Annotated in this window: 16 protein-coding genes; 4 read left to right on the top strand and 12 right to left on the bottom strand. The window is 61.4% G+C overall.

What is annotated here, in order from left to right:
* Nucleotides 1-64 precede the first annotated feature (64 nt).
* The 3 genes from ACTNB2_RS07560 to ACTNB2_RS07550 form a co-directional block, all read right to left on the bottom strand.
* Complete coding sequence (locus ACTNB2_RS07560; protein ID WP_441040765.1) at nt 65-343, bottom strand: NifU family protein; 279 nt, start codon at nt 341-343, stop codon at nt 65-67.
* Nucleotides 344-531: 188 nt separating this feature from the next.
* Nucleotides 532-1,056, bottom strand: a complete 525-nt coding sequence (locus tag ACTNB2_RS07555) for a deoxycytidylate deaminase (protein WP_154514829.1) — start codon at nt 1,054-1,056, stop codon at nt 532-534.
* Between the two features lie 91 nt (nt 1,057-1,147).
* On the bottom strand, nt 1,148-1,999 hold the full coding sequence (locus tag ACTNB2_RS07550) for a type III pantothenate kinase (RefSeq protein ID WP_154514831.1): 852 nt from the start codon (nt 1,997-1,999) through the stop codon (nt 1,148-1,150).
* Nucleotides 2,000-2,352: 353 nt separating this feature from the next.
* Here ACTNB2_RS07550 and ACTNB2_RS07545 point away from each other — a divergent pair, with 353 nt between their 5' ends.
* Nucleotides 2,353-4,053 (top strand): OPT/YSL family transporter, encoded by a 1,701-nt coding sequence (locus tag ACTNB2_RS07545; protein ID WP_441044911.1) that lies wholly within the window; start codon nt 2,353-2,355, stop codon nt 4,051-4,053.
* Between the two features lie 209 nt (nt 4,054-4,262).
* Nucleotides 4,263-5,402, top strand: coding sequence for a DUF389 domain-containing protein (locus tag ACTNB2_RS07540; RefSeq protein WP_441040769.1), 1,140 nt, complete (start codon nt 4,263-4,265; stop codon nt 5,400-5,402).
* A 69-nt stretch (nt 5,403-5,471) separates the two neighbouring features.
* On the opposite strand, the gene ACTNB2_RS07535 is transcribed toward ACTNB2_RS07540, so the two are convergent.
* From ACTNB2_RS07535 to ACTNB2_RS07495, 9 genes are all read right to left on the bottom strand, one after another.
* Complete coding sequence (locus ACTNB2_RS07535) at nt 5,472-7,184, bottom strand: aryl-sulfate sulfotransferase (RefSeq protein ID WP_441045739.1); 1,713 nt, start codon at nt 7,182-7,184, stop codon at nt 5,472-5,474.
* A gap of 328 nt (nt 7,185-7,512) precedes the next feature.
* On the bottom strand, nt 7,513-8,472 hold the full coding sequence (locus ACTNB2_RS07530) for a 3-hydroxyacyl-CoA dehydrogenase (protein ID WP_154514839.1): 960 nt from the start codon (nt 8,470-8,472) through the stop codon (nt 7,513-7,515).
* Between the two features lie 281 nt (nt 8,473-8,753).
* Entirely contained in the window at nt 8,754-13,535 is a 4,782-nt protein-coding gene (locus tag ACTNB2_RS07525; protein ID WP_441040771.1) for an acyl-CoA dehydratase activase-related protein, read from the bottom strand.
* Nucleotides 13,536-13,546: 11 nt separating this feature from the next.
* Nucleotides 13,547-14,257, bottom strand: a complete 711-nt coding sequence (locus ACTNB2_RS07520; RefSeq protein ID WP_154514843.1) for a TetR/AcrR family transcriptional regulator — start codon at nt 14,255-14,257, stop codon at nt 13,547-13,549.
* A gap of 120 nt (nt 14,258-14,377) precedes the next feature.
* The gene (locus ACTNB2_RS07515) at nt 14,378-15,235 is read right to left on the bottom strand and encodes an HAD hydrolase family protein (protein ID WP_441040773.1); all 858 of its coding nucleotides are present in this window, start codon (nt 15,233-15,235) and stop codon (nt 14,378-14,380) included.
* An 87-nt stretch (nt 15,236-15,322) separates the two neighbouring features.
* Complete coding sequence (locus ACTNB2_RS07510; RefSeq protein ID WP_117629936.1) at nt 15,323-15,661, bottom strand: P-II family nitrogen regulator; 339 nt, start codon at nt 15,659-15,661, stop codon at nt 15,323-15,325.
* Nucleotides 15,662-15,817: 156 nt separating this feature from the next.
* Entirely contained in the window at nt 15,818-17,095 is a 1,278-nt protein-coding gene (locus tag ACTNB2_RS07505) for an ammonium transporter (protein ID WP_441044910.1), read from the bottom strand.
* 198 nt (nt 17,096-17,293) lie between these two features.
* Nucleotides 17,294-18,313 (bottom strand): putative ABC transporter permease, encoded by a 1,020-nt coding sequence (locus tag ACTNB2_RS07500; protein ID WP_441040777.1) that lies wholly within the window; start codon nt 18,311-18,313, stop codon nt 17,294-17,296.
* Between the two features lie 3 nt (nt 18,314-18,316).
* Complete coding sequence (locus tag ACTNB2_RS07495) at nt 18,317-18,853, bottom strand: HD domain-containing protein (RefSeq protein ID WP_441040779.1); 537 nt, start codon at nt 18,851-18,853, stop codon at nt 18,317-18,319.
* Between the two features lie 227 nt (nt 18,854-19,080).
* Here ACTNB2_RS07495 and ACTNB2_RS07490 point away from each other — a divergent pair, with 227 nt between their 5' ends.
* Both ACTNB2_RS07490 and ACTNB2_RS07485 read left to right on the top strand, forming a co-directional pair.
* Nucleotides 19,081-20,862, top strand: coding sequence for a 1-deoxy-D-xylulose-5-phosphate synthase (locus tag ACTNB2_RS07490; protein ID WP_441040781.1), 1,782 nt, complete (start codon nt 19,081-19,083; stop codon nt 20,860-20,862).
* A gap of 649 nt (nt 20,863-21,511) precedes the next feature.
* Nucleotides 21,512-22,507: a glutamate ABC transporter substrate-binding protein gene (locus tag ACTNB2_RS07485; protein WP_154514875.1), complete on the top strand. Its 996-nt coding sequence runs from the start codon at nt 21,512-21,514 to the stop codon at nt 22,505-22,507.
* Nucleotides 22,508-22,537: the final 30 nt, after the last annotated feature.

The raw sequence follows: 22,537 nt of genomic DNA, 5'->3' as shown, positions 1-22,537 counted from the left end.
CGCTCGCAGCCGCACATTTGGGCATGACGTCTATGCGGAGCACATCGCCCGCAGCTTTCGCTTCTCAGAACGGCGCATACTCGTCGTACAGATCCTCGACCTCGCCGGAGGCATTGACCTGCTCGACACGCGTAACGCCGGGCACGTGCTCCTTGAGGATACGCTCGACGCCCATGGAAAGCGTCAGAGCGCTCATGGGGCAACCGGCGCAGGAGCCCTGAAGCTCCAGCTTGACGACGCCCTCGTCATCAACGCCCATATACTCCATGTCGCCGCCGTCGGCCTGCAGGTTGGGGCGAATCTCTTCAAGAACCTTCTTAAGCAGCTCTTCGTTAACAGCCACAGGGGCTCCTTTCTCACAATAACGCGGGCAAGCCCGCGGACAGAGCTATGTTACTACAGCCATGTACCCGCTCGCGAGCCGTCCATGCGCGCGGACACGACTTTCACGAGCAGTTAATTTGACAGTCAATTTGGGACGGGGCTTAATTAGCCGCTTTTGCCAACGCCCGGCGCTCGTACACGCTGCCGCTACTGCTGCGTTTGTTCCCCGGTACCAATGTGGACATCGACGATAACCTGGCGGAAGCTAATGCCACAGGAGTCGAGAATGCGGCGACTGATGCGGCCGTCGTCGGTGTCGGCGTACTTATTGTCCAGATAGACAACCTCGCCCACACCTACCTGCGCCAGGATTTTGGCACAGTCGTGGCACGGGAACAGTGTGACGTAGACCGTGGAACCCTCAAGGTCCTTGAGCGAGCCGCGGTAGTTGAGCACGGCGTTGGCCTCGGCATGAACTACGTAGTTATGTTTGTCCTGCAGCGGGTCATCGCTCGTACCCCACGGGAAAAAGTCGTCGTTGAGCGCCGAGGGCGTACCGTTGTAGCCCACCGAAAGAATGCGGTGGTTGGTGCTGGCGATGCACGCGCCCACCTGCGTATTGGGATCCTTGCTGCGGCGCTGCGCGGCGATGGCCACGCTCATAAAGAACTCGTCCCAGCTAATAACGTCGCGGCGCTTGCCCGACGCGGTTTGATGAAGATCGTCCGACATGGCAGACACCTCCGAAATCGAAATAGTTTGGCCCATTGTAGCAGGTGAAAGGCGGGACTGTTTCCTCCCCCCCCCGCCGACGTTCTTGGCTTTATGCGCGGCGAGGCTTTTGGTTGATGCGGTACAGCTCGGCGAGACCCCGCAGCGTCAGCGCGTCGTCTACCGTCAGGCTGTGGCCGACCAACGCCGCGAGCGCCTCGGCATCGTCGCCGGTGATGACAATGGGCACGCTGCCCTCGCCTGCCGCCTTGGTCGAGCGCATCTCGGCAAGCACCATGTCGAGCATGCCGTCGATACGGGCCACCTCGCCCAAGACCACGCCCGAGCGCATGGCCTCGCGCGTGTTGCGACCGATCACATGCGTGGGTGCCGAGGGCTCGACTTGCGGCAGGCGCGCCGCAGCGGCCGAGAGCGAGCGAGCGCCGAGCGCCAGCCCCGGCGCGATAACACCGCCGACAAAGGTTCCGCGCGCATCGATGACCTCGATATTGGTCGTAGTGCCCAGGTCGATCACGATGCACGGAGAGCCGTAGACGGCACGGGCCGCCACGGCGTCGGCGATGCGATCGGGACCGATCTCGGCCGGGTCGTCGTAGTGCACGGGCATGCCGGTCTTAAGTCCCGGCCCCACGGTGAGCACGCGCCCCGTGCAGGTACGGGAAAGTGCCGCCTTCCACGGGCGCTCGAGCGCCGGCACCACGCAGCTCAGCACTGCTGCCGCGGGAACGAGCACACCAGGCATGCCCGCATCGGCTGCCAGTGCGCCCATGACCCGCGCGAGCCTCATGCGCGCCTCATCGGCCGTAATGCTCGGCGGCGTCGTGATCTCGCACGTCGCAAGCGGGCATTCCTGCGCCGCGGCCGAATCCTCGGCAAACAGACCAAAGCGAATGAACGTGTTGCCCACGTCGACCGTCAATATATATGCGCACCCATTAAGCATCGTCGGCGCTCCTTTCGTCTGCCCAGCAGTATATCGCCTACCCGAACCAGCCATCCCAGGTAGTCATTTTGGGACGGGGCTATTTTAGCTACCCCAAAATGTCGGATGATATTTGCCCCAATCCCAGATAATTCGTCGACTGTCAAAGGGTAGCTAAAATAGCCCCGTCCCAAAATGACTAAAAAGCCCCGTCCCAAATTAGCTGGTTTTGGCAGGGCATAGGACGGGCGATGCCGCTATACTGATGCGCGGTCGTGCGCGAGCTCACGCGGCGGCCCTTGGTAACCCGACTTCCCGCGCCGTATCCGTAGCGGCGCTTACGGGGGAAGCGGATATACGCAAAGGAGTTCTATATGGGCAATCCCTCGAACCGCACCTCTATGCGCGGTCAACTCACGCTGCGCGGCGTCGTCATCGGCGTCCTTGGCTGCGTGATTATCACGGCAAGCTCGGCCTACACGGCCCTCAAGATGGGCGCCCTCCCCTGGCCGATCATTTTCGCTGCCGTCATCTCGCTGTTCTTCCTTAAGCTCATGGGCAATGCCAGCCTCAACGAGGCCAACGTTACCCACACCATCATGTCCGCGGGTGCCATGGTCGCCGGCGGCCTGGCGTTTACCATCCCGGGCGCCTGGATGCTGGGCTATGCCGACCAGATCAGCTGGCTCGACATGTTTATCGTGGCGCTCGCCGGCACCATCTTGGGCCTTCTGGCAACGGCGCTCATCCACCGTCACTTTATCGTGGACGCCGCGCTGGAGTTTCCCACCGGCAACGCCGCAGCCCAGACCCTGCGTGCTACCGAGGCCGGTGGCAAGACCGGCAAGCAGCTCTTTGGCTCCATGGCCATCGCAGGCATCTATAGCGTGCTGCGCGACGCCCTGGGCGTGGTGCCCAGCATGCTGTGCACGCTCAATATCCCCGGCGTGACCTTTGCCATCTACAACTCGCCCATGTTGCTGTCCATCGGCTTTTTGGTGGGCTTTGCCCCCGTCGCCTTCTGGTTTGCCGGCGCGCTGCTGGGCAACTTTGGCATTATCGTCGGCGGCACCGCTGCCGGCCTGTTCGATATTGTGACCGCGCAGGGTATCGTCAAGTCCTTAGGTATGGGCCTTATGATGGGCTTTGGCGTCGCCGTCGTCCTTAAAGACATTCTGCCGCAGGTCGCCGGTATCGTCCGCGGTCTTGCCGCCGACAGCTCCACCGACACCGACGAGCAGTCGCTCATCTCGGGCTCGCTTAAGCTCGACGCCGGCATCATCGGCCTGGGCACCGCCGCCATCGCCGTGATCATCGCCATCGCGCTCGACCTTGGCCCCGTCCCAGCCGTCATCGTCACGCTGTTCACCTTTGTCACCACCATCATGAGTGCGCAGAGCTGCGGTCAGACGGGTATCGACCCCATGGAGATCTTTGGCCTCATCGTCATGCTCATCGTAGCGGCCTTCGCGCGGCTTGCGCAGGTCAAGCTGTTCTTTATCGCTGGCATCGTGGCCGTGGCGTGCGGCCTTGCGGGCGACGTCATGAACGACTTTAAGGCCGGCGCCGTGCTGGGCACCAACCCGCGCGCACAGTGGATCGGCCAGGCCATCGGCGGCATCGTGGGCGCACTGGTCGCTGCCGCCGTCATGGTCGCGCTCGTCACCGCCTATGGTCCGGACGCCTTTGGTCCCGACAAGAGCTTTGTGGCCGCGCAGGCAAGCGTAGTCGCCACCATGGTCTCGGGCATCCCGAGCGTGCCGTGGTTCGCAGGCGGTTTTATCGCCGGCATCGTCATGTATTGGCTCGGCATTCCGGCCATGATGATCGGTCTGGGCGTGTACCTGCCGTTCTACATGTCGCTCACGGCCTTCTTGGGCTCCTGCGTCAAGCTCGCCTACGACAAGTGGGCCGCACACCGCGACGCCGCCGGTCTTTCGGGCAAAGAGAAGGCTTCCAAGGATGCTGCCTTCCAGGAGCAGGGCCTGGTCGTCGCCAGCGGCCTGCTGGGAGGCGAGTCTGTCGTTGGCGTTATCCTGGCGTTTGTCTCCGTCGGCCTGAGTCTGCTGGGCTAAACCTAACAACAACGTACCCGTACAGAGCGCGGGGCCGGAGTCCATACGGCCCCCCCCTCAGTATCTGTCGAAACACTCGGCCGCAACCGCATTTGACGTCCCCCTTACCTGCTCGTCTAAGTTTCACGTCAAGATGACCGCCCCGCCCGCCACGGTGTAGAGTACATGCTGCGAGCGCACCCGCGTTCCTGCGGCAATACGAGGTGGACATGGAACTCGACAAACAACAGATCAAGCGACTACGCAAACGCCATCACCGGCGCCACGGCATTCGACCTGCCCATAGTGAGGCCCTGGAGAACACCGGCCGCTTCCTAAAGCGCGCATTCAACATTCGCGAGGGTCGCGCACCCTATCACGTGATTCGCAAGCGCTTTGTAAACGGGGCGCGGCTGACCGGCTCGCACTTATGCATCCTCATCATCGCCATGCTCATCGCGAGCATCGGCCTCGATATCGACTCGGACATTGCCATCGTGGGCGCCATGCTCATCTGCCCACTCATGGGGTCGGTCCTTGCCATGGCATATGGCATCGCCACGCTCGACCGCGAGATTGCCGTCGAGGCCGTCGCCGGCCTCGCGCTACAGATGGCCTTTTGTCTGATCACGTCCACGCTGTATTTTAAGCTCTCGCCCCTTGGCACCACCACGGCCGCCATCATCGACAACTCGACGCCCACTGTGTGGGACCTTGCCGTCGCGCTCGCGGGCGGCTTTGCGGGCGGGCTGGGCAACTCGCGTGACCAGGAACCTGCCACGCTTATCGCCGGCGTGGCCGTGGCGACCGCGCTCATGCCGCCCCTGTGTGCGGCGGGCTATGGCATCGCCATTGCAAGCGGGTCACTGTTTCTCTCGGCGCTTTATGAGTTTGGCGTCAACGTGGTCTTTATCGCACTGGCTGCCGAAGCCGTGCTGCTTCTTTTGCGCGTGCCGCTCAAGCGCGACCTGAACGGCGACGGTATTGTGACTGCTGAAGAAAACGCCGAGGTCAACGAGCTATCGCGCAAGGTGCGCCGCCGCATCATCGTGGGCACGGTGATCTTTGCCATCCCCTGCATTATTATGACGGCGGGGTCTATTGGCTCGGCGCAGGCCGGCGTGCAAGACGGCTACGGCGTCACTGAAACCACGCGCGAACTTGCGGCGGTGCTGCCGGGCTTTAAGGATTACACCGTCGCCGTCGAGACCTCGGCTACCGAAGGCGACAAGGAGGGCGTTGTCGAGCGCCAGACTGTCGCTCGCGTAACGACAAGCGAGACGCTCGGGGCGCACGACCGCCGTGTTGCCCGCAAGCTCATCGACCTCAACGTACCCGAACTCGATCGCGTGGAGTTTGACGTGAAGTGATGCGGAACGTGAGGTAGGCCCGGTACGAGCGCGCGCAGCCGCGGGGCACAGGCACAGCCAAGCGCAGCGCTACAGCTCGTACTTGTACACGCGGTAGATGTACTTCTCGGCTTCCATCTCGTACGTGGCAATGGGCAGTCCATAGCGATCGTACTCGGCAAAGGTCTTGGCTATGCCCGATGCCACGAGCATGCTATTCGAATCGCCGACGCGCTGCGCACTACTTACGTAACCTGAGAACGGCACTGCGATCTGGTCCACAAGCTCGTAGGTGCGCGCGGTCTCGTCCACCGTAAAGATGCGCCCAAACGAATGCGTTCCCTTGCTGTAGTCGGTCACTACCGCAGCGCCCAGCTGGCCCCAGTCGAACTTGGGATAGCTCTCGGCAACACCAAAGTTGTTGTCGTATAGCAGCACCTGGTAGCGACCAGTCGCGGTCGTCTCGTCGTTTGGCAGATAGGTCACACTATGCTGGCCTGCGTTGAGCGAAAAATCGCCTTGAGCCTGCAGCAACTTGTCCTCAAAGCCCGAGCCGGCCCAAAACTCTGGCGAGCCCATAAGCCAATCGACCGTAGGCGTACCGTAGATATCCGTGAGCTTGATGACCGTTGAGGTCTCGCGCGAGCTGAGCAGAACGGTGCCGCCGCCGAGCCACTGGATCGTGTTGATGTGAATCCAATCCAGGTCGCCGTCCGAGGCAACCTTGGCGCTTGCCTTGAGGTCGGGGAATATATCGCCCAGGTCCACGACGAGAGAGACGTCACCTGTTGTTATGTCGACCTTAATGATGAGGTCCTCTACATTAACGCGATCGTCCTTATCTTTTTTGGCAGCCGCGCGATCGACGTCCAAATCGGCTTCGGAGCCGGCGTGACTCGCCAGCACCAGCAGGTTGCCATCGTCATCGAAAGCGTAGTCGTGGTGTAGCTCGTAGTCGCCCGTGCTCCAGACGTTTACCACCTGGCCGATGGCGTTGATCTGGGCCATCTTGGTAGTCGAGACGCTCATGATCATGCTGCCGTCGCCCGGGAACAGCAGGCGGTGGCTGCGGTAGCCGACAATCGGCACCTCGCCACGAATCTGGCCGTCGTTGTCGTAGAGGTACATAAAGTCGAGCTTGGACGAGTCGTTGCCCAGAATAGTAAAGAGACCATCGGCAAGCGGCGTATTGGACTCCCCCGACGTGACGACGAGCTGCTCTTCTTCCTCGCCTTTGAGAGCCGGCGTCTTGACCGTGAACGTCGAGGTGCGGCTGATACCATCTTGTGCCGTGCAAGTGATGGTTACCGTGTTTTTGTGGTTGGGAATGAGGCCGATGACCTTGAACTCGTGTTCCGTGGCCGGCGCATCGCCGCCGTGGGGCGTATGGGAAAACGCGGCGACCTTGGGCGTGTCACCAGTCTTTTTGCGACCGGCGACCTTGTAGGAGACGGTTACGGAATCCGTTGTCGCAAAGCGAACGTAGCAGCTCAGGGTATCGGTGCCAAAGGGGTCCTGCGCGATAAACGGAGTGGTCTCGTTGTAGCCGCCGTCAGCGTACTCGGCATCGAGCCTCTCCTTGATGGCCGCCTGCTTCTCGACGTCGTAGGTCGCGACAATCTGCTTGTGGAGTTTCTTTTGCTCGTCAGTGAGCTCGTTGCTCGCAGTAGATGCGGCGCCCGTGCCGGCCCCGCCGACCGAGCAGCCCATGAGCCCTGTCCCGGCAAGCGCCAGCGTGCCCGCCGCACCCGCAAGAGCCGCTCGACGCGAAAACAGTCTGCTGTCCTTGTCACTCAATTCCATATCGTTACCGTCTTTGAATACCATTGTTGTTCCCTCATATACCACGGCGTTTGCCCAGCCCTGTCTAATTATGACTCGCAGTTTAACAAACGCCCCTTAATGCAAGTTTAAGCTTGTAGCGATACGGAAACGCGGGGCGCGAAGGGAATCCGCAACCCTTCCGCTCCCAAGTGATCAATCGGAGCGGCCGCGATGGTGCTCGATCCAGTCCACGGCAAAGTCGACAAGTTCGCGTTGGCGCATAAAGCGGATTGTCCCGTTGCCGAGCGGCGCTGCGGCGCACTGACACTGCAAATGATACGTTTCTCAATGTTGCCGAGGGATCTTTTTAGTACTTGAAGAAACCCTCGCCCGAGCTTTCGCCCAGCTTGCCTTCGTCGAGCATCTGCTTGAGGACGGATGCCATGGCCTTAAAGTTGTAGGGCATCATCATCTTTTTGAGCAGCGGGCTCACCAAGCCCGGCACCTTCTGATACTGCATGACGATGTTGTAGGCCGTCTGGATGCCCACGGTGTCGAACACGCGGAACGGGCCCTTGGGCGCGCCAGTGCCGCGCGTCCATGCGAGGTCGATGCTCTTGGGGTCGCTGACGCCCGAAACGTACAGATCAAGGCCCGAAAGCAGCCACGGCACCAGCATGGAATTGAGCAGATAGCCGTTCTTTTCCTTGTTGACGGGCAGGGCAAGCATACGGATGTCGCTGGCAAAGTCGACGAGCTCATCGAAATAGCGCTTGTCGGTCTGGTCCTGAGCCATGACCTCGGTCATGTTGTTCTTCCAGATGGAGTTGGCAAAGTGCAGCGACAGGTACTTCTCGGGGCGGCCAGTGTACTTGGCAAAGGTGCTCGGCAGCAGCGTGGAGGAGTTCGTCACGACAACGGTCTTTTGCGGGAGAACCGGGGCGAGCTTCTTGTAGAAGTCGATCTTTGCCTGGGTGTCCTCGGCCATCGACTCGATAACCAGATCGGCGTCGGCCACTGCCTTGGCAAGATCGAGCTCTAGCTTGAGTGTGGAGTAGGCACGCTCGACGGCGGCGAGCGCCGCCTCCTTGTCGAAGGGCTGGTCGCTATCGGCGATACCGGCACACCACTCGCCCGTGCCGTCTGCCATGCCCTCGATAGCCGCGATGTACTCCTCGCGCACATGATCGATCTTGGGCTGAGTGCGGCCGATGCTGCCCTCGCTGCGCAGCCAGATCGTCACATCGAAGCCGCAGTAGGCAGCCTGAAAGGCAATCTGGCTTCCCAACACGCCGCCACCGGCAACACAAACGGTCTTGTAGCTCATAGGAACAGTCCTCTCTTACGTAATTCCATGGATGTGTATTTATTCAACCGTAAGGATGACGCGCGCTGAGGGTGGGTTCCATAAACGGACGGTAATTTGCGGCGAACGGCTACATATGTTCATTATCTCAGGGTTCCAAGGGCGATTTTTGGTGCCACTGACACGTCGCTTTCGGAAGAGATGATAGTTGGGGCGTTTACGCAGCATATGTCCAGCAAAAACGGGTGGTAGCCGGCACGACTACCACCCGTTTGTCTCATATCTAGCACATAGCAGGCCAACTACTTCTTAATGCCGCGTCCCAGACGCTTGGCGACCGATGCAACGGCCTCCTCGCTGGCCGAGCCACAGCTCACGCAGCCATCATGGTCACGCATCTGGCCGGTGACCTCGTCCATCGCGAGCGGCGCCACCTTCTCGAGCTTAAAGCCCTTACCGGCGCGCATGTTTTCCTTGGCCACGCTGATCATGAGCTTAATGCGGTTGAGCTGGTTGACCTCGGACGCGCCGGGGTCGTAGTCCACTGCGACAATGTTGCTCTCGGGGTGCTGACGGCGCAGCTCCTTGATCACGGCCTTGCCCACCACGTGGTTAGGCAGGCACGCAAAGGGCTGCGTGCAGATGATGTTGGGCGCGCCATGGTCAATCAGGTCGAGCATCTCGGCCGTGAGCAGCCAGCCTTCGCCCATGTTGTTGCAAACCGAAAGCACCGTACGGGCCTTGTCCGCCATGGTGCCGATGCGCTCGGGCGCCTCAAAGCGGCGGGACTTTTGGAGCAGCTCTTCCACCGGCGTACGCATCCAGTCCACGAGCTTGATGAACGCCTGCATACCAGCGCGCGTGGTTGCAGAGCTTCCGAGCTCATCCTTCTGCAGCTCGGCGTTGCTCATGGAGTACAGGAAGAAGTCGAGCAGGCCCGGCACCACGGCCTCGCAGCCCTCGCGCTCGATAACGTCGACCACGTGGTTGTTGGCTGTGGGGTGGAACTTGACCAAGATCTCGCCGACCACGCCCACGCGCGGCTTGGTGCCCTCGCCCACGAGCGGCATGGTGTCGAACGCGCGGATGGCCTCGCGGCACAGCTTGGTGTAGTTGTGGCGGTTGAACTTGGGCGCCAGCTTGCGGGCGCGCGCCATGTACTCCTCGTAGAGTGCGTTGGCGGCACCGGGCGTAGCCTCGTATGGACGACAGCGATAAAGCATCTGCATCATCACGTCGCCAAAGAGCACCGCGTAGACTGCCTGCTTAAGCAGCGCCGGCGTAATCTTAAAGCCGGGGTTGTCCTCACCGAGCGCCACCGCCGAAAGCGAGATCACCGGAATCTCGGGGTGGCCGCTCTCGCGCAGGGCCTTGCGGATGAGTGCGATGTAGTTGGTGGCACGGCAGCCGCCGCCGGTCTGGCTGATAACCACGGCCGTCTTGGACAGGTCGTACCGGCCGCTCTCGATGGCCTCCATAATCTGGCCGGTCACCAAAATGGACGGATAGCAAATGTCGTTGTTCACATAGCGCAGGCCGGCCTCGACGGCGTCGTGATCGGTCGAGGGCAGCAGCTCCAAGTTGTAGCCGGCGCCGCGGAACACCTCTTTGACCAGGTCAAAGTGGATCGGCGCCATCTGCGGGCACAGGATGGTGTAGCCCTCCTCGCGCATCTGCTCGGTAAAGGGCACCTTGGGCCACGCGGTCGATGCGCTCTCGCGCTGAGCCTCGAACGTGTACTTGCGGCTCGCGAATGCGGGGGCATCCGTGGAGGGAGCCACCGGCGCGGCATCGCCCTGCTCGTAGGTCTCGCCCGCGGCCGCGGCCTCGGCCAAGCGCTCGGCCTCCTGGTCCTTAAGCGCGGCCATGAGCGAGCGGGTGCGGATACGCGCGGCGCCCAGATTGGACACCTCGTCGATCTTGAGCACGGTATAGATCTTGCCGCTGGCCTCCAGAATCTCCTGCACCTGATCGGTAGTCAGGGCGTCCAGGCCGCAGCCGAAAGAGTTGAGCTGGATCAGGTCCAGGTCGTTGCGCATCGTCACAAAACGGGCGACGGCGTACAGGCGGCTGTGGTACATCCACTGGTCGACGACGCGGATGGGGCGCTCGGGCTTCACCAGGTGCGCAAGCGAATCCTCGGTAAAGACCGCAAAGCCAAAGCTCGAGATAAGCTCGGGCAGGGCGTGGTTGATCTCGGGGTCGTTGTGGTAGGGGCGGCCGGCGAGCACGATGCCGTGACCGCCATGGTCCTCGACCCACTTAAGGGCCTCCTCGCCCATGGTCTGGATGTCCTCGTGGAAACGCGCATCGGCCTCAAAGGCAGCGTTGACGGCGGCATCGACCTCGGAGCGCGTGATCTTGGGACCGCGCACGCGACCGCGACCGGCCTCAGCATCGGCCACGCGGTCGACGGCAAGCACCTGGTACAAGCGGCGCTTGAGCTCGGTCTTGTCGTGATAGGGCACAAACGGGTACAGGAACTCGATGTTCTGCTCACGGATCTCGTCGATATTGAGTGCCAGCGCCGTGGGGTAGCTCATGACGATGGGGCAGTTATAGCAATTGCCAGCCGTCGGATCCTCCTTGCGCTCCCAGCGCACGCACGGCATCCAGATAAAGTCGACATCGCGGTCGATAAGGTTCATCACGTGGCCGTGGCTCATCTTGGCCGGATAGCACACGCTCTCGGACGGCATGGACTCGATGCCCGCCTGGTAGGTCTTCTTGCTCGACTGGTCGGACAGCTGTACGCTAAAGCCCAAGCGCGTAAAGAACGCGTGCCAGAAGGGGTAGTTCTCGTACATGTTGAGTGCGCGCGGGATACCCACGGTGCCGCGCGGGGCCTCGTCGGGGCTCAGCACCTCGCGATTAAAGAGCAACTCGTTTTTCTTTTTGAAGAGGTTAGGGGCCTCGGTCTTTTGCTTTTTGTGGCCGGCGCCCTTCTCGCAGCGGTTGCCGGTAATGAAGCGCCTACCGCCGCCAAAGTCGTTAACGGTGAGCTGGCAGTTGTTGGAGCAACGGCCGCAGCGGACGTGCTTTTGCGTCACAGTGAGGTGCGCGATGTCCTCGGCCGAAAGGATGGTCGAGGTGCCGTCGGCGCCAGCGCGATCACGGGCGAGCAAGGCCGCACCATAGGCGCCCATGCAGCCGGCGATGTCGGGACGCACGGCGTGAACGCCGGTGAGCTGCTCAAACGCGCGCAGCGTGGCATCGGACATAAAGGTGCCGCCCTGGACGATCACCTGGTTGCCGATCTCCTTGGGATCGCGCAGCTTAATGACCTTGAACAGGGCATTTTTGATGACGGAATAGGACAGACCGGCCGCGATGTCGCCCACCGTGGCACCTTCCTTTTGCGCCTGCTTAACACGCGAATTCATAAAGACCGTGCAGCGACTGCCCAGGTCCACCGGAGCCTTGGCATGGATGGCTGCGTCGGCGAACGCGCGCACGTCCATGTTCATAGAGACGGCGAAGCTCTCGATAAAGCTACCGCAGCCCGACGAGCAGGCCTCGTTGAGCATGATGTGCTCGATAACGCCGTCCTTGACGCGCAGGCACTTCATGTCCTGGCCGCCGATGTCCAGGATAAACTCGACGCCGGGCAGGAACGCCTTGGCGCCGCGCAGGTGCGCGACGGTCTCGATCTCGCCGGAGTCGGCCTTGAGGGCCTCGATGAGCAGCGCCTCGCCGTAACCCGTGGTGGTCACGTGGCCGATGGTGCAGCCGGCGGGGATGTGGTTGTAGAAATCGGCCATGATGACCTTGGCCGTACCCAGGATGTCACCGTTGTTATTGCCGTACCAGGTATGCAGCAACTGGCCGTCCTCACCCACAAGCGCGGCCTTCATGGTGGTGGAACCGGCGTCGATACCGATGAACACGCGACCGGTGTAGCCTTCGAGCTTGCCCTTGGGAACGACCTCGGTGTTGTGGCGGGTCTTGAACTCGGCAAAGTCCTCGTCGGTGGCAAAGAGCGGATCCAGACGCTCGACCTCGGCGCCCTGTGTGTCACCCAGGGCATCGATGGCCTCGATGAGCTGCGGGAACGTGCTGAGCTTATTGGACTCGTGCGCCATGGCGGCACCGCTCGCCACAAACAGGTGAGCATTTCGGGGCACGATGCGGTGCTCCTCGTCCAGGTTGAGCGTGAGGTAAAAGCGATGGCGCAGCTCGGAGAGATACTGCAGCGGGCCGCCCAGGAAGGCGACGTTACCGCGGATGGGACGGCCGCACGCCAGGCCCGAGATGGTCTGGGTCACGACGGCCTGGAAGATGGAGGCGGCCACGTCCTCGGGGCGGGCGCCCTCGTTGAGCAGCGGCTGGACGTCGGTCTTGGCAAAAACGCCGCAGCGGCTGGCGATGGGATAGATGGTGGTGGCGTTGGCCGCGAGTTCGTTAAGGCCGCTGGCGTCGGTGTGCAGCAGGGTTGCCATCTGGTCGATGAACGCACCCGTACCGCCGGCACAGGTGCCGTTCATGCGCTGCTCGATGCCGTTATCGAAGTAGATGATCTTGGCGTCCTCGCCGCCCAGCTCGATGGCGACATCGGTGGCCGGGATGAGGGTCTCGACGGCGCGCTTGCTGGCGATGACCTCTTGGACAAACTCCAGGTCGAGCCACTGGGACAGCAGCAGGCCGCCCGAGCCGGTAATGGCGCAGGTCATTTGGACCGTCGGCAGCACGGCCGCAGCGCCCTCGAACAGGTCGCGGGCGCAGGCGCGGACGTCGGTGTGGTGGCGCTGGTACTTGGCGTAGACGATCTGGTTGTCATCGTTGAGCACAGCGAGCTTAACGGTGGTGGAGCCCACATCGATGCCCAGGTGCAGGTTGCCGTGGGCGTTGTCGGGGTTGAAGATTGCGCCTTCGGGGGCGTGGGCGGTGGCTACGGGCTCGGCGGCGGTGGCGGGCTCGCTAGCGACGGACGTCTCCCCTACCGAGTTCTTGGCATCGGCAACTGCCTCGGCAACTTTCTCGGCAGCTGCGGTCGCGGCCTTCTGCGCGGCGTCCACCACGGTGGGCGCAGCCTCGCGTGCGGCGGCGACCATGCGGTCCTTGATGCCCTCGACGAGTTTGCTCATTGTCTCTCCTCTTAGTTGTTGGACTCGACGGTTACGGCGGTGTCGGCCGCGTCCTCGAGCTGCAAGTTCAATAGCTTCATGCCGTACTCCGGCACGTTGATATCGATGGGTTGGCCATACAGGTCACCAGGACGCACAAAAGCGAGCACCGTCATCATGCGCGCCATGGCCTCGGGCGATTCGGTGAGCCCACGCTCAAACCAGCGCTGAATCATGCCGACCTCGGCACTCACGACGTAGGTGACGTAGTAGTCAAAGAACGTGCCCAGCGCCAGGCCCAAAATGCCCGTCTGTGCACGCGGCACCACAGCCTCACGCGCGGTGTCGATAATCCTTTTAATGAAGGCCTGGTCGCCGCCCGGACCCAGCAGAGCACCGATCAAGTCGCGGTTGGCCGCAAGATAACGCAGTAGCTCAACCGAACCGGGCGCCGGCTCGAGCTCATCGATGTTGTGATAAAGATCGGGCAGCCGAGCTGCGGTGATGAGCTCAATACGCTCACGGATCTCGGCCAGCAAGCCGTCCTCGATTTGATTGATAAAGTCGGGGATATCGCGGTAGTGCGAATAGAACGTACGGCGCGTAAGGCCGGCGCGCTCGGTGAGCGACGCGACGTTAATGCGCGAAAGGTCGCCGCTTTCGGCAAGCTCGCTGGCAAGTGCCTGGCGAAGGGCACGCTGCGAGCGAAGGGACCGGCGATCGCATTTCTCGAGCTGGGACAAGCGTCCTCCTTGTTACTCAGCCTGTGCGCTATTGCACAGTGCGAGTATTATTGCACACCGTGTGCATCAACACGTAAAGGCAATATTTGGATGCGACGAAGGGGCAGTCCCTTTGTCACATTATTCGATGATGGTGCGGGGGGTTTGCTTATGCATGGTGGCGAGCATGTGTTTGGGGACGGCGTGGACCATGCAGCTGCCGATAGTCGCGCTCGCGGCGGCCTTGGCCGCGTCACTGCCGTTTTTGGTCGCGTAGCTGTGGCGGAAGCGCTTGAGCATGGCGATGTCGTTGCCGCCGTCGCCGTAAACCGCGACCTCGTCCTCGGCAATGCCGTAGTAGCCCGCCAGCCAGGCCACACTCTCGCCCTTGTTACACGCCACGTCCGTGATCTCAAACATCACCGGATCGAACGGCGCGTTGACCACGCGGTCCGAGCGCTCGGCCAAATACGCCTTAAGGTCGCGCTCCAGCTCGGGCGAGGTCACGCGACAATTGATCTTGCATACGTCATGGCGCAGGATGTCACCGATCGACTGGTCGAAATACTGTTCCTCGTGATACCCCCCACGTGCACGCATGCCGCGCATCACGATGCGCTTGATAGGACTGTCCTTTTTAAAGCCCGCCTGGTGCATCTCGAACGATCCGCTCGAGAACATGCCGTCGGGCGTGGAGCAGTCGAAGCAAATGCCCGGAAACTCCTTGAGCAGCTCCTCGGTAATCTGCGGGTCGATGGTCCAGGTCTTGAGCACCTCGCCATGGCTGTTGCGTACGATGGACCCATTGGAGCAGCAGGCGTCAAGCGCCAGGCCCGTAAAGCCATGCTCGCCGATCGGCAGCGTCGAGCGCCCGGTCGCGGGAACCACATGCAGGCCAGCTTCGGTCAGCTCGCGAATGGCACGGCGGATGGTCCCGTCTGCCTCGTGCAGGGCGTTCAGCAGCGTTCCGTCTAAGTCGCTCGCAAACATCTTGATCATGGGCATGCCTCTCCTTCGTCTGCACGATATTGTAGACGAGAACGGGCGCGCCCCAAGAGAGGCACGCCCGTCAGGCGAAAGATTGTCCTACACCGCGGCGGGGCCGTGTTCGCCGGTGCGGATGCGGATGACCTCCTCGACCGGCTCGACCCAAATCTTGCCGTCGCCGACGGCGCCGGTGCGGGCGGCGTTGCAGATGATGTCGACAATTCCGTCGACATGCTCATCGGCGCAGATAAGGGTGAACTGTACCTTAGGGATCGTGTTGACAAGCAACTCGTTGCCGCGCACGTATTCCTTCCAGCCATGCTGCGCGCCGCAGCCCTGCACCTGGTTGATGGTCATGCCACGAACATCGGCAGCAAACAGTGCGTCTTTAAGAACCTCAAGCTTCTCGGCACGAACGATCGCCGTAATCTTCTTCATAGTGAATTCCTCTCTTTAATAAAGAAATGAACCGCTCATTCATGTGGCACGGGTTTTCCAGGTGCCCGAGATTGCCCCGAAAGAGGAGCGCCGCGTACTTCGGTACGCAAGCGACGGTTTGAGGGGCAAGGTCGGGTGCCTGGGAAAGCCGTGCTGCTAATCGAGTCCGGAGAACGAAGGATACGCGCTCTCGCCGTGCTGACTCGCATCCAGGCCCAGCGCCTCGTCTGCCTCGTCCACGCGCAGGCTACCGTGGAAGAGCGCCTTGACCACCGCGGCGATCACCAAATCGAGCATCAGTACAAGAGCGACCGTCACCACAATGCCCAAAATCTGCGAGATGAGCAGCGACACGTCGCCCGTGTAGAACAGGCCGCCCTTACCGGTCCACGAGAGCTCCGGCACGCAGAACAGGCCCGTGAGCACGCCGCCCAAGATGCCGCCGATGCCGTGGCAGCCAAACGCGTCGAGCGCATCGTCGTAGCCAAACTTGGTCTTAAGATGGCTGATAGCCAGGTAGCAGACAGGTGATACGATCAGGCCCATGACCAGCGCCGCCCACGGCTCGACAAAGCCCGCACCCAGCGTGACCACCACAAGGCCCGCAACCAGACCGGTGCTGGCACCCACCAGCGTGGGGCGACCGGTATGCACGCGCTCGACGACAAGCCACGAGACCATGCCCGCCGCGCTGGCCGTCACGGTGTTGAGGATGGCGAGCGCCGCCACGGCGTCGGCCTTAAACTCGCTGCCGCCGTTAAAGCCAAACCAGCCAAACCAAAGCAGGCCGGCGCCCAGCGCCACAAACGGCACGTTATGCGGGCGGTAGCTCACCATGCCAAAGCCGCGACGACGGCCGAGCATTAAGCAGAGAATCAGGCCCGTCAGACCGGACGAGATGTGCACCACGTCGCCGCCCGCAAAGTCGAGCGCGCCGATGATGTCGCCGATAAAGGAACCCTCACCGCCCCAGACCATGTGGGCGAGCGGCGCATAGACCACGAGCAGCCAAATGCCCAGGAAGGCCGTCATGGCACCAAACTTAACGCGGCCGGCCAGGCTGCCCGTGACGATAGCAGCCGTGATCATGGCAAACGCCATTTGGAAGGCGATGTTGATGATTTGAGGGTAGACGGCACCGTCCGCAGCATTGCCCTCGGCCGCCTGCAGTACCTGGTTAAGCACCGGCAAGCACAGCAGCTGGTCAAGGCCTCCAATAAACGGGCTGGAACCATCGCCACCGTAGGCCAGCGACCAGCCGGCGACAATCCACAGCACACCAACCAGGCCAATGGCGCCAAAACACATGAGCATGGTGTTGATGACATTTTTGCGCCTGGACAGGCCGCCATAGAAAAACGCCAGACCCGGTGTCATTAAAAACACGAGCATGGTGCAGATGAGCATAAACGTTGTCGATCCCGTATCGTACATTCGCTCCCCTTTGGTCGCATGAACGTTGTCGGCGCCCATAATGCGGCCGAGGGGCAACTGGTGTAGACCAGATACGGCGTTGTTAAACGCTGCGTTGTCGAATGGAAACGGTGCCGCAATCTTGGAAACGGCGCGGCAACGGACGCGAAACGAACGGGAAATACGCGAGCAAGGGAGCCGTGAGCGTGCCCGTCCCGGCTAGCGCCGAAACAGCTCGTGGGCGCGGTCGCGGAGATTGGTTGCTCGAATGACACCCTCGTAGCGATTGATACGCAAGCGCGGGAAAGCATTGAAGAAGCGCAGGTCGCGACGGCTGAGCGACACACTCGGCACCGGACGCCTCATGCGCTTACCGGCAAGGCGACGACTGAGCGACGGACGCGGCATGCTCGGCGCGGCATCGGCGACGCGGCGGGCGGCAAGCGCCAGGCCGCGAGCACCATCCGAGATAAACGTCGGCATCGAAGCCTTCTCACGAAGGGCATCGAGCGCCGCGTCGCCCAGCTCGGCCAGCCACGCGTTAACGGCGCGGCTACGGATATGCGTCTGCGCTACCGAGTCGATCGTCGAATCGGGAATACGTTCGAGCATGGAGTCCGAGGCATCGGCAAGCGACTCATTGATGCGGTCGGCAAGGTCGGCGCGCACACGCTCCAGCTGATCGGACAGGCGACGCCAACTGGCCAAAGAACACACCGCGTCGACCATCATCGCGACCGCGACGATAAAGGCGGACAGCCGCACAATCAGCACCGGCAGATGGCCAAGCAGTCCCAGCAATGCCGGCTCCACTAAACGACAAATGCACAACGCGCCCAGGCCAAACGCGCAGGCCCAGTACAGGCAGATACGTCCGTGCAAGTTAAACGGCAGGTGCGAATAGTCCCAAAAGCGTGCGCCCGTTGTTTTTTCCAAAAGAAGGCCCACACTGTACTCGATTACACTGCACACAAGCGCCGCGGCGACAAATTGGCTCGAGGCATCCGGAATCCCGCGCAGCAAAAGCCAGCAGGCTATGCCGCCCACACCATAGATAGGGCAACACGGCCCCAGCAAGAATCCGCTGTTGGCAAAGCGTCCTTGGTTGAGCATGGCGCAGACTGTCGACTCCCATGCCCAACCGCAAAACCCGTAAAAGGCAAACGAGAGCACCAGTGCCGAGAGCGGACAGGCGGCAAGCGTCGCGCCGTCAAATGCCATGTCGATCGCGGTCCCCACCGTCTACCCTCTCCTCTTTTCGTTCGATTCTTCACTCACGCCATCGTCTGCCTCGTCCTTGCGCGGCAGACGGCCGGCGATCGTCTCGCGCAGAGCACACCATTTATCCGCCAGGCACACAATCCATGCCTCACGACACGTCGGCGGCACTGGCACCAGCGGAAACATATGGCGCACGATAATATTCCGCTCGCGCGACGTCAGCTCAAAATCTTCCTCCGCACGCGCCAGAGCAAAAAACGGATGCCGAAAGCCATGCAGCCGATGGCTTGGGTCGGGATCGTGCCAGTCATAAAGAAAGTAATCGTGCAGCAGGGCCCCGCGCAGCAACGAGGCGCGGTCGACGGAGATACCGACACGGCCCAAGCGCTCGGCAAAGGACAGGCTCGCCCGCGCTACCGAAGTCACATGTGCATAGACCGTCACATCGCCATGCTGGATAAACTCGCGCGTCAGGTCCAGACGGCCCGCCTGCGCCAGTTGACGGGCAGCATGGTCTACTTCGCACGCGATTTTCTCGGCACGAACGACATCGGACATGCTGCCTCCTTCCAGCGACTCACGGCGACAAGCCACAGCCTGCACGCATTGAATAAATCATCATCGAATCTACCAGTATGGCATCGGACAAAACGTTTTGCCCCACCAGTTGGCGAATTACCGCGCCGCCGTCACATATCAAACGCCAAAATGTGCGAGACTGTTTTGTGCAATTGTGCCGGCCGAGGGAGCGCTGGCGCTCGATTCGCATGGAGTAACCCACAACGATGCTGCTTACGCAAACGACAACGCCCGAGGACGTCAAGGCTCTCGACCGCGCCGAGCTTCCGCTGCTCTGCGGCGAGATCCGCCAGGCAATCCTCGAAAGCTCCGCCGCCGTCGGTGGGCACGTTGCTCCCAACCTGGGCGTCGTTGAGCTTACGGTTGCGCTTCATCGCGTGTTTAACTCCCCCATCGACAAGATTGTCTTTGACGTTTCGCACCAGACCTACGCCCACAAGGCGCTGACTGGGCGCGCATACACCTATATCGATCCGGAGCGTTATGGTGAGGCTTCTGGCTTTGCCAATCCCGACGAGTCCGAGCACGACCTGTTTGCCATGGGCCATACCTCCACGTCGGTGAGCCTGGGCTGCGGCCTTGCCCACGCGCGCGACCTGGCGGGTGACGCGTACAACGTCATTACCATCATTGGCGACGGTTCGCTTTCGGGCGGCCTGGCGTTTGAGGGCCTCAACAATGCCGCCGAGCTCGACAGCAACTTGATCATCATCGTCAACGATAACGACCAGTCCATCGCCGAAAACCATGGCGGCCTGTATCGCAATCTGGCCGAACTGCGCGCCAGCAACGGCGCCTGTGAGCGCAACGTTTTCCGCGCGATGGGGCTCGACTACCGCTATCTGGACACCGGTAACGATGTGTTAGCCCTCGTCGACGCGCTGCAGGAACTGCGCAATATCGATCATCCCATCGTGCTGCACGTCTCCACCGCCAAGGGCAAGGGCTTTGAGCCAGCCCAGAGCGACCCCGAGCGCTGGCACCATGTGGGTCCGTTTGACATGGCAACCGGGCGCAAGCTCTGCCCGGGCCATCCGAGCGAGCCTGCGCCGCGCACCTATGCCGACATTACGGGTGAGGCGCTCAGCGCCGCCATCGAGCGCGATCCACAGGTCGTGGGCATCACGGCCGCCACGCCCTACATCATGGGCTTTACACCCGAGCTTCGCGCCGCGGCCGGCAAACAGTTCGTCGATGTGGGCATTGCCGAGGAGCACGCCGTGACCTTTGCCACCGCGCTTGCGCGCTCGGGCGCCAAGCCAGTCTTTGGTGTGTACGGCACGTTTTTGCAGCGCGCCTACGACGAGCTGTGGCACGACCTGTGCCTCAACGACACCCCCACAACCATCCTGGTGTTTGGCGCGTCGATCTTTGGCTCCACATCCGAGACGCACCTCTCGTTCTTTGATATATCTATGCTGGGCGGACTTCCCAACATGCACTATCTGGCACCGGCCTGCATGGAGGAATACCTGTCCATGCTGAGCTGGTCGCTCGACCACCGCGAGCATCCCGTGGCGATCCGCGTTCCGGGCATTGGCCTGGTTAGCCGCCCCGATTTGGCGCCCGCCGAGGACACCGACTACAGCACCGTTCGCTACGACGTGGTGCGTCAGGGCCGCGACGTTGCCGTGCTCGCGCTTGGCGATTTCTTTGAGCTTGGCGAGCGCGTGACAAACCGCTTGGCTGCCGAATACGGCATAGAGGCCACGCTCGTCAACCCGCGCTTTGCAACCGAGCTTGACCGCGAGTCTCTCGATGGCCTTGCCGCCGAGCATCGCGTTGTCGTCACCCTCGAGGACGGCATCATGGACGGTGGCTGGGGCGAGCGCGTCGCGTGCTACTTGTCCTGCACGCCCGTGCGCACGCGCACCTTTGGCATCGCCAAGGGCTTTCCCGACCGCTACGACCCCAACGAGTTGCTTGCTCAGAACGGCATGACGGTTGAGAATATGGCCGCTGAAGCAGTACGCCTGCTGAACGAGTAGAAAAACCTCCGCAAGGGAAGCACCCCTGCGGAGGTTTTTATTTTCCCAACTCAATTGTCTCGATCTGTAACACCTAGAGGACAAATCCTCGCCCAATTGTTACAGATCTAGACAAACCGTCTTTGCCCCTGTTGTTTGTCTCAATCTGTAACAGATAGAGACCTTTTGTCCGTCCAGATGTTACAGATCGAGACACTCAAGTCCCCCTAAAGAGAAAATCTCAATCTGTAACAGTTACTCGGCAAAAATGGCTGCAGATGTTACAGATTGAGACAAAACAGCGAGGCAGGCCGCCACATCCGCAAGAATCACCACAAAGGTGCCCGTCCCCTTTGTGGTAGTTTTAAGTCATGGTCGGCGCGAAAAACGAATAGCCATTCATACGCGATCTCCTTACTTATATATGTCGCGTTGCCGCCATTATAGCGACCGCCGCGAGCGACCATGCTGTCCGCAAAACGCTATCTCAGCTGTAATAATCGACGTTTGCCCAGATAAAACCTGCCAAAATAAACCTGTCCCTTTTTGGTAGGTAGAATTACCCATAAGGTAAGTATGTTTCTGAGTTATTTCGTGTTGACCCATTTGAGCGCGATAGGGTATAACTCTATTCAACCGCTAGGGATTTTATTGAGAAAGGTGTTCTACCATGAGCAAGAACCTCTCCCAGCAGGTCGTTTTCGACCGTCGCGGCTTCATCGCCGCCACCTTTGCAACCGTCGCCGGCCTTGGTCTTGCCGGCTGCTCCGACACCAGCGCCGAGGCCGACAAGGGTTCCGCCGCCGGCTCCTCCAAGAGCCCCGAGGACACCGAGGCTTCCACCACGCTCGATGCCAAGGCATTCGACAAGCTCGTCGACAACGGCCCCAAGGCCGATGATGACGCCATCGCCGCCAGCACCTGGGCCACGGCCGTCAAGGACGCCGGCGTCTTTAAGATCGGTGGCGTTCAGACCTCCACGCTCTTCTCCCTCCTCAACGAGAAGGACGGCAAGACCCGCGGCTTCGACGCCGGCATCGCGCAGCTCCTGTCCAACTACATTCTGGGCGAGAACAAGGTCGAGATCACCCAGGTGACCTCGGACACGCGTGAGTCCGTCCTGCAGAACGGCCAGGTCGACGCCGTCTTTGCCACCTACACCATTACCGATGAGCGCAAGAAGCTTGTCTCCTTTGCCGGTCCCTACTACTACACCCAGCAGGCTATCCTGGTGCTCGCCGACAACGACGACATTAAGAGCGTCGACGACCTGGCCGACAAGAACGTCGCCGTCCAGTCCGGCTCCAACGGCCCCGCCATCCTGGAGGAGTTCGCCCCCAAGGCCAGCCAGCAGGAGTTCAAGACCGACGAGGAGGCCCGTCAGGCACTTCAGCAGGGCCGCGTTGACGCCTACGTCATCGACAACAACATGCAGCAGAGCGCCCTGGTCCGCGAGCCCGGTAAGTACAAGATCGCCGGCAAGCCCTTCGGCAGCAAAGAGCCCTACGGCATCGGCCTGCCGCTCGATTCCGACGGCGTCGCCTTTGTCAACGACTTCCTTAAGAAGATCGAGGACGATGGCACCTGGACCGAGCTGTGGCAGATCTGCATCGGCGATCGCACGGGCGATACCAACGTTCCCGAGCTGCCCGAGATCGGCGCCTAGACAGCGAGCCCAGTAACGGCCGCTACGAAA

This window comes from Collinsella sp. HCP28S3_G2 (assembly GCF_052065125.1).
Lineage (GTDB): Bacteria > Actinomycetota > Coriobacteriia > Coriobacteriales > Coriobacteriaceae > Collinsella.
The sequence above is the reverse complement of the archived record's forward strand: the minus strand, read 5'-3'. Positions and strand labels throughout refer to the sequence as shown.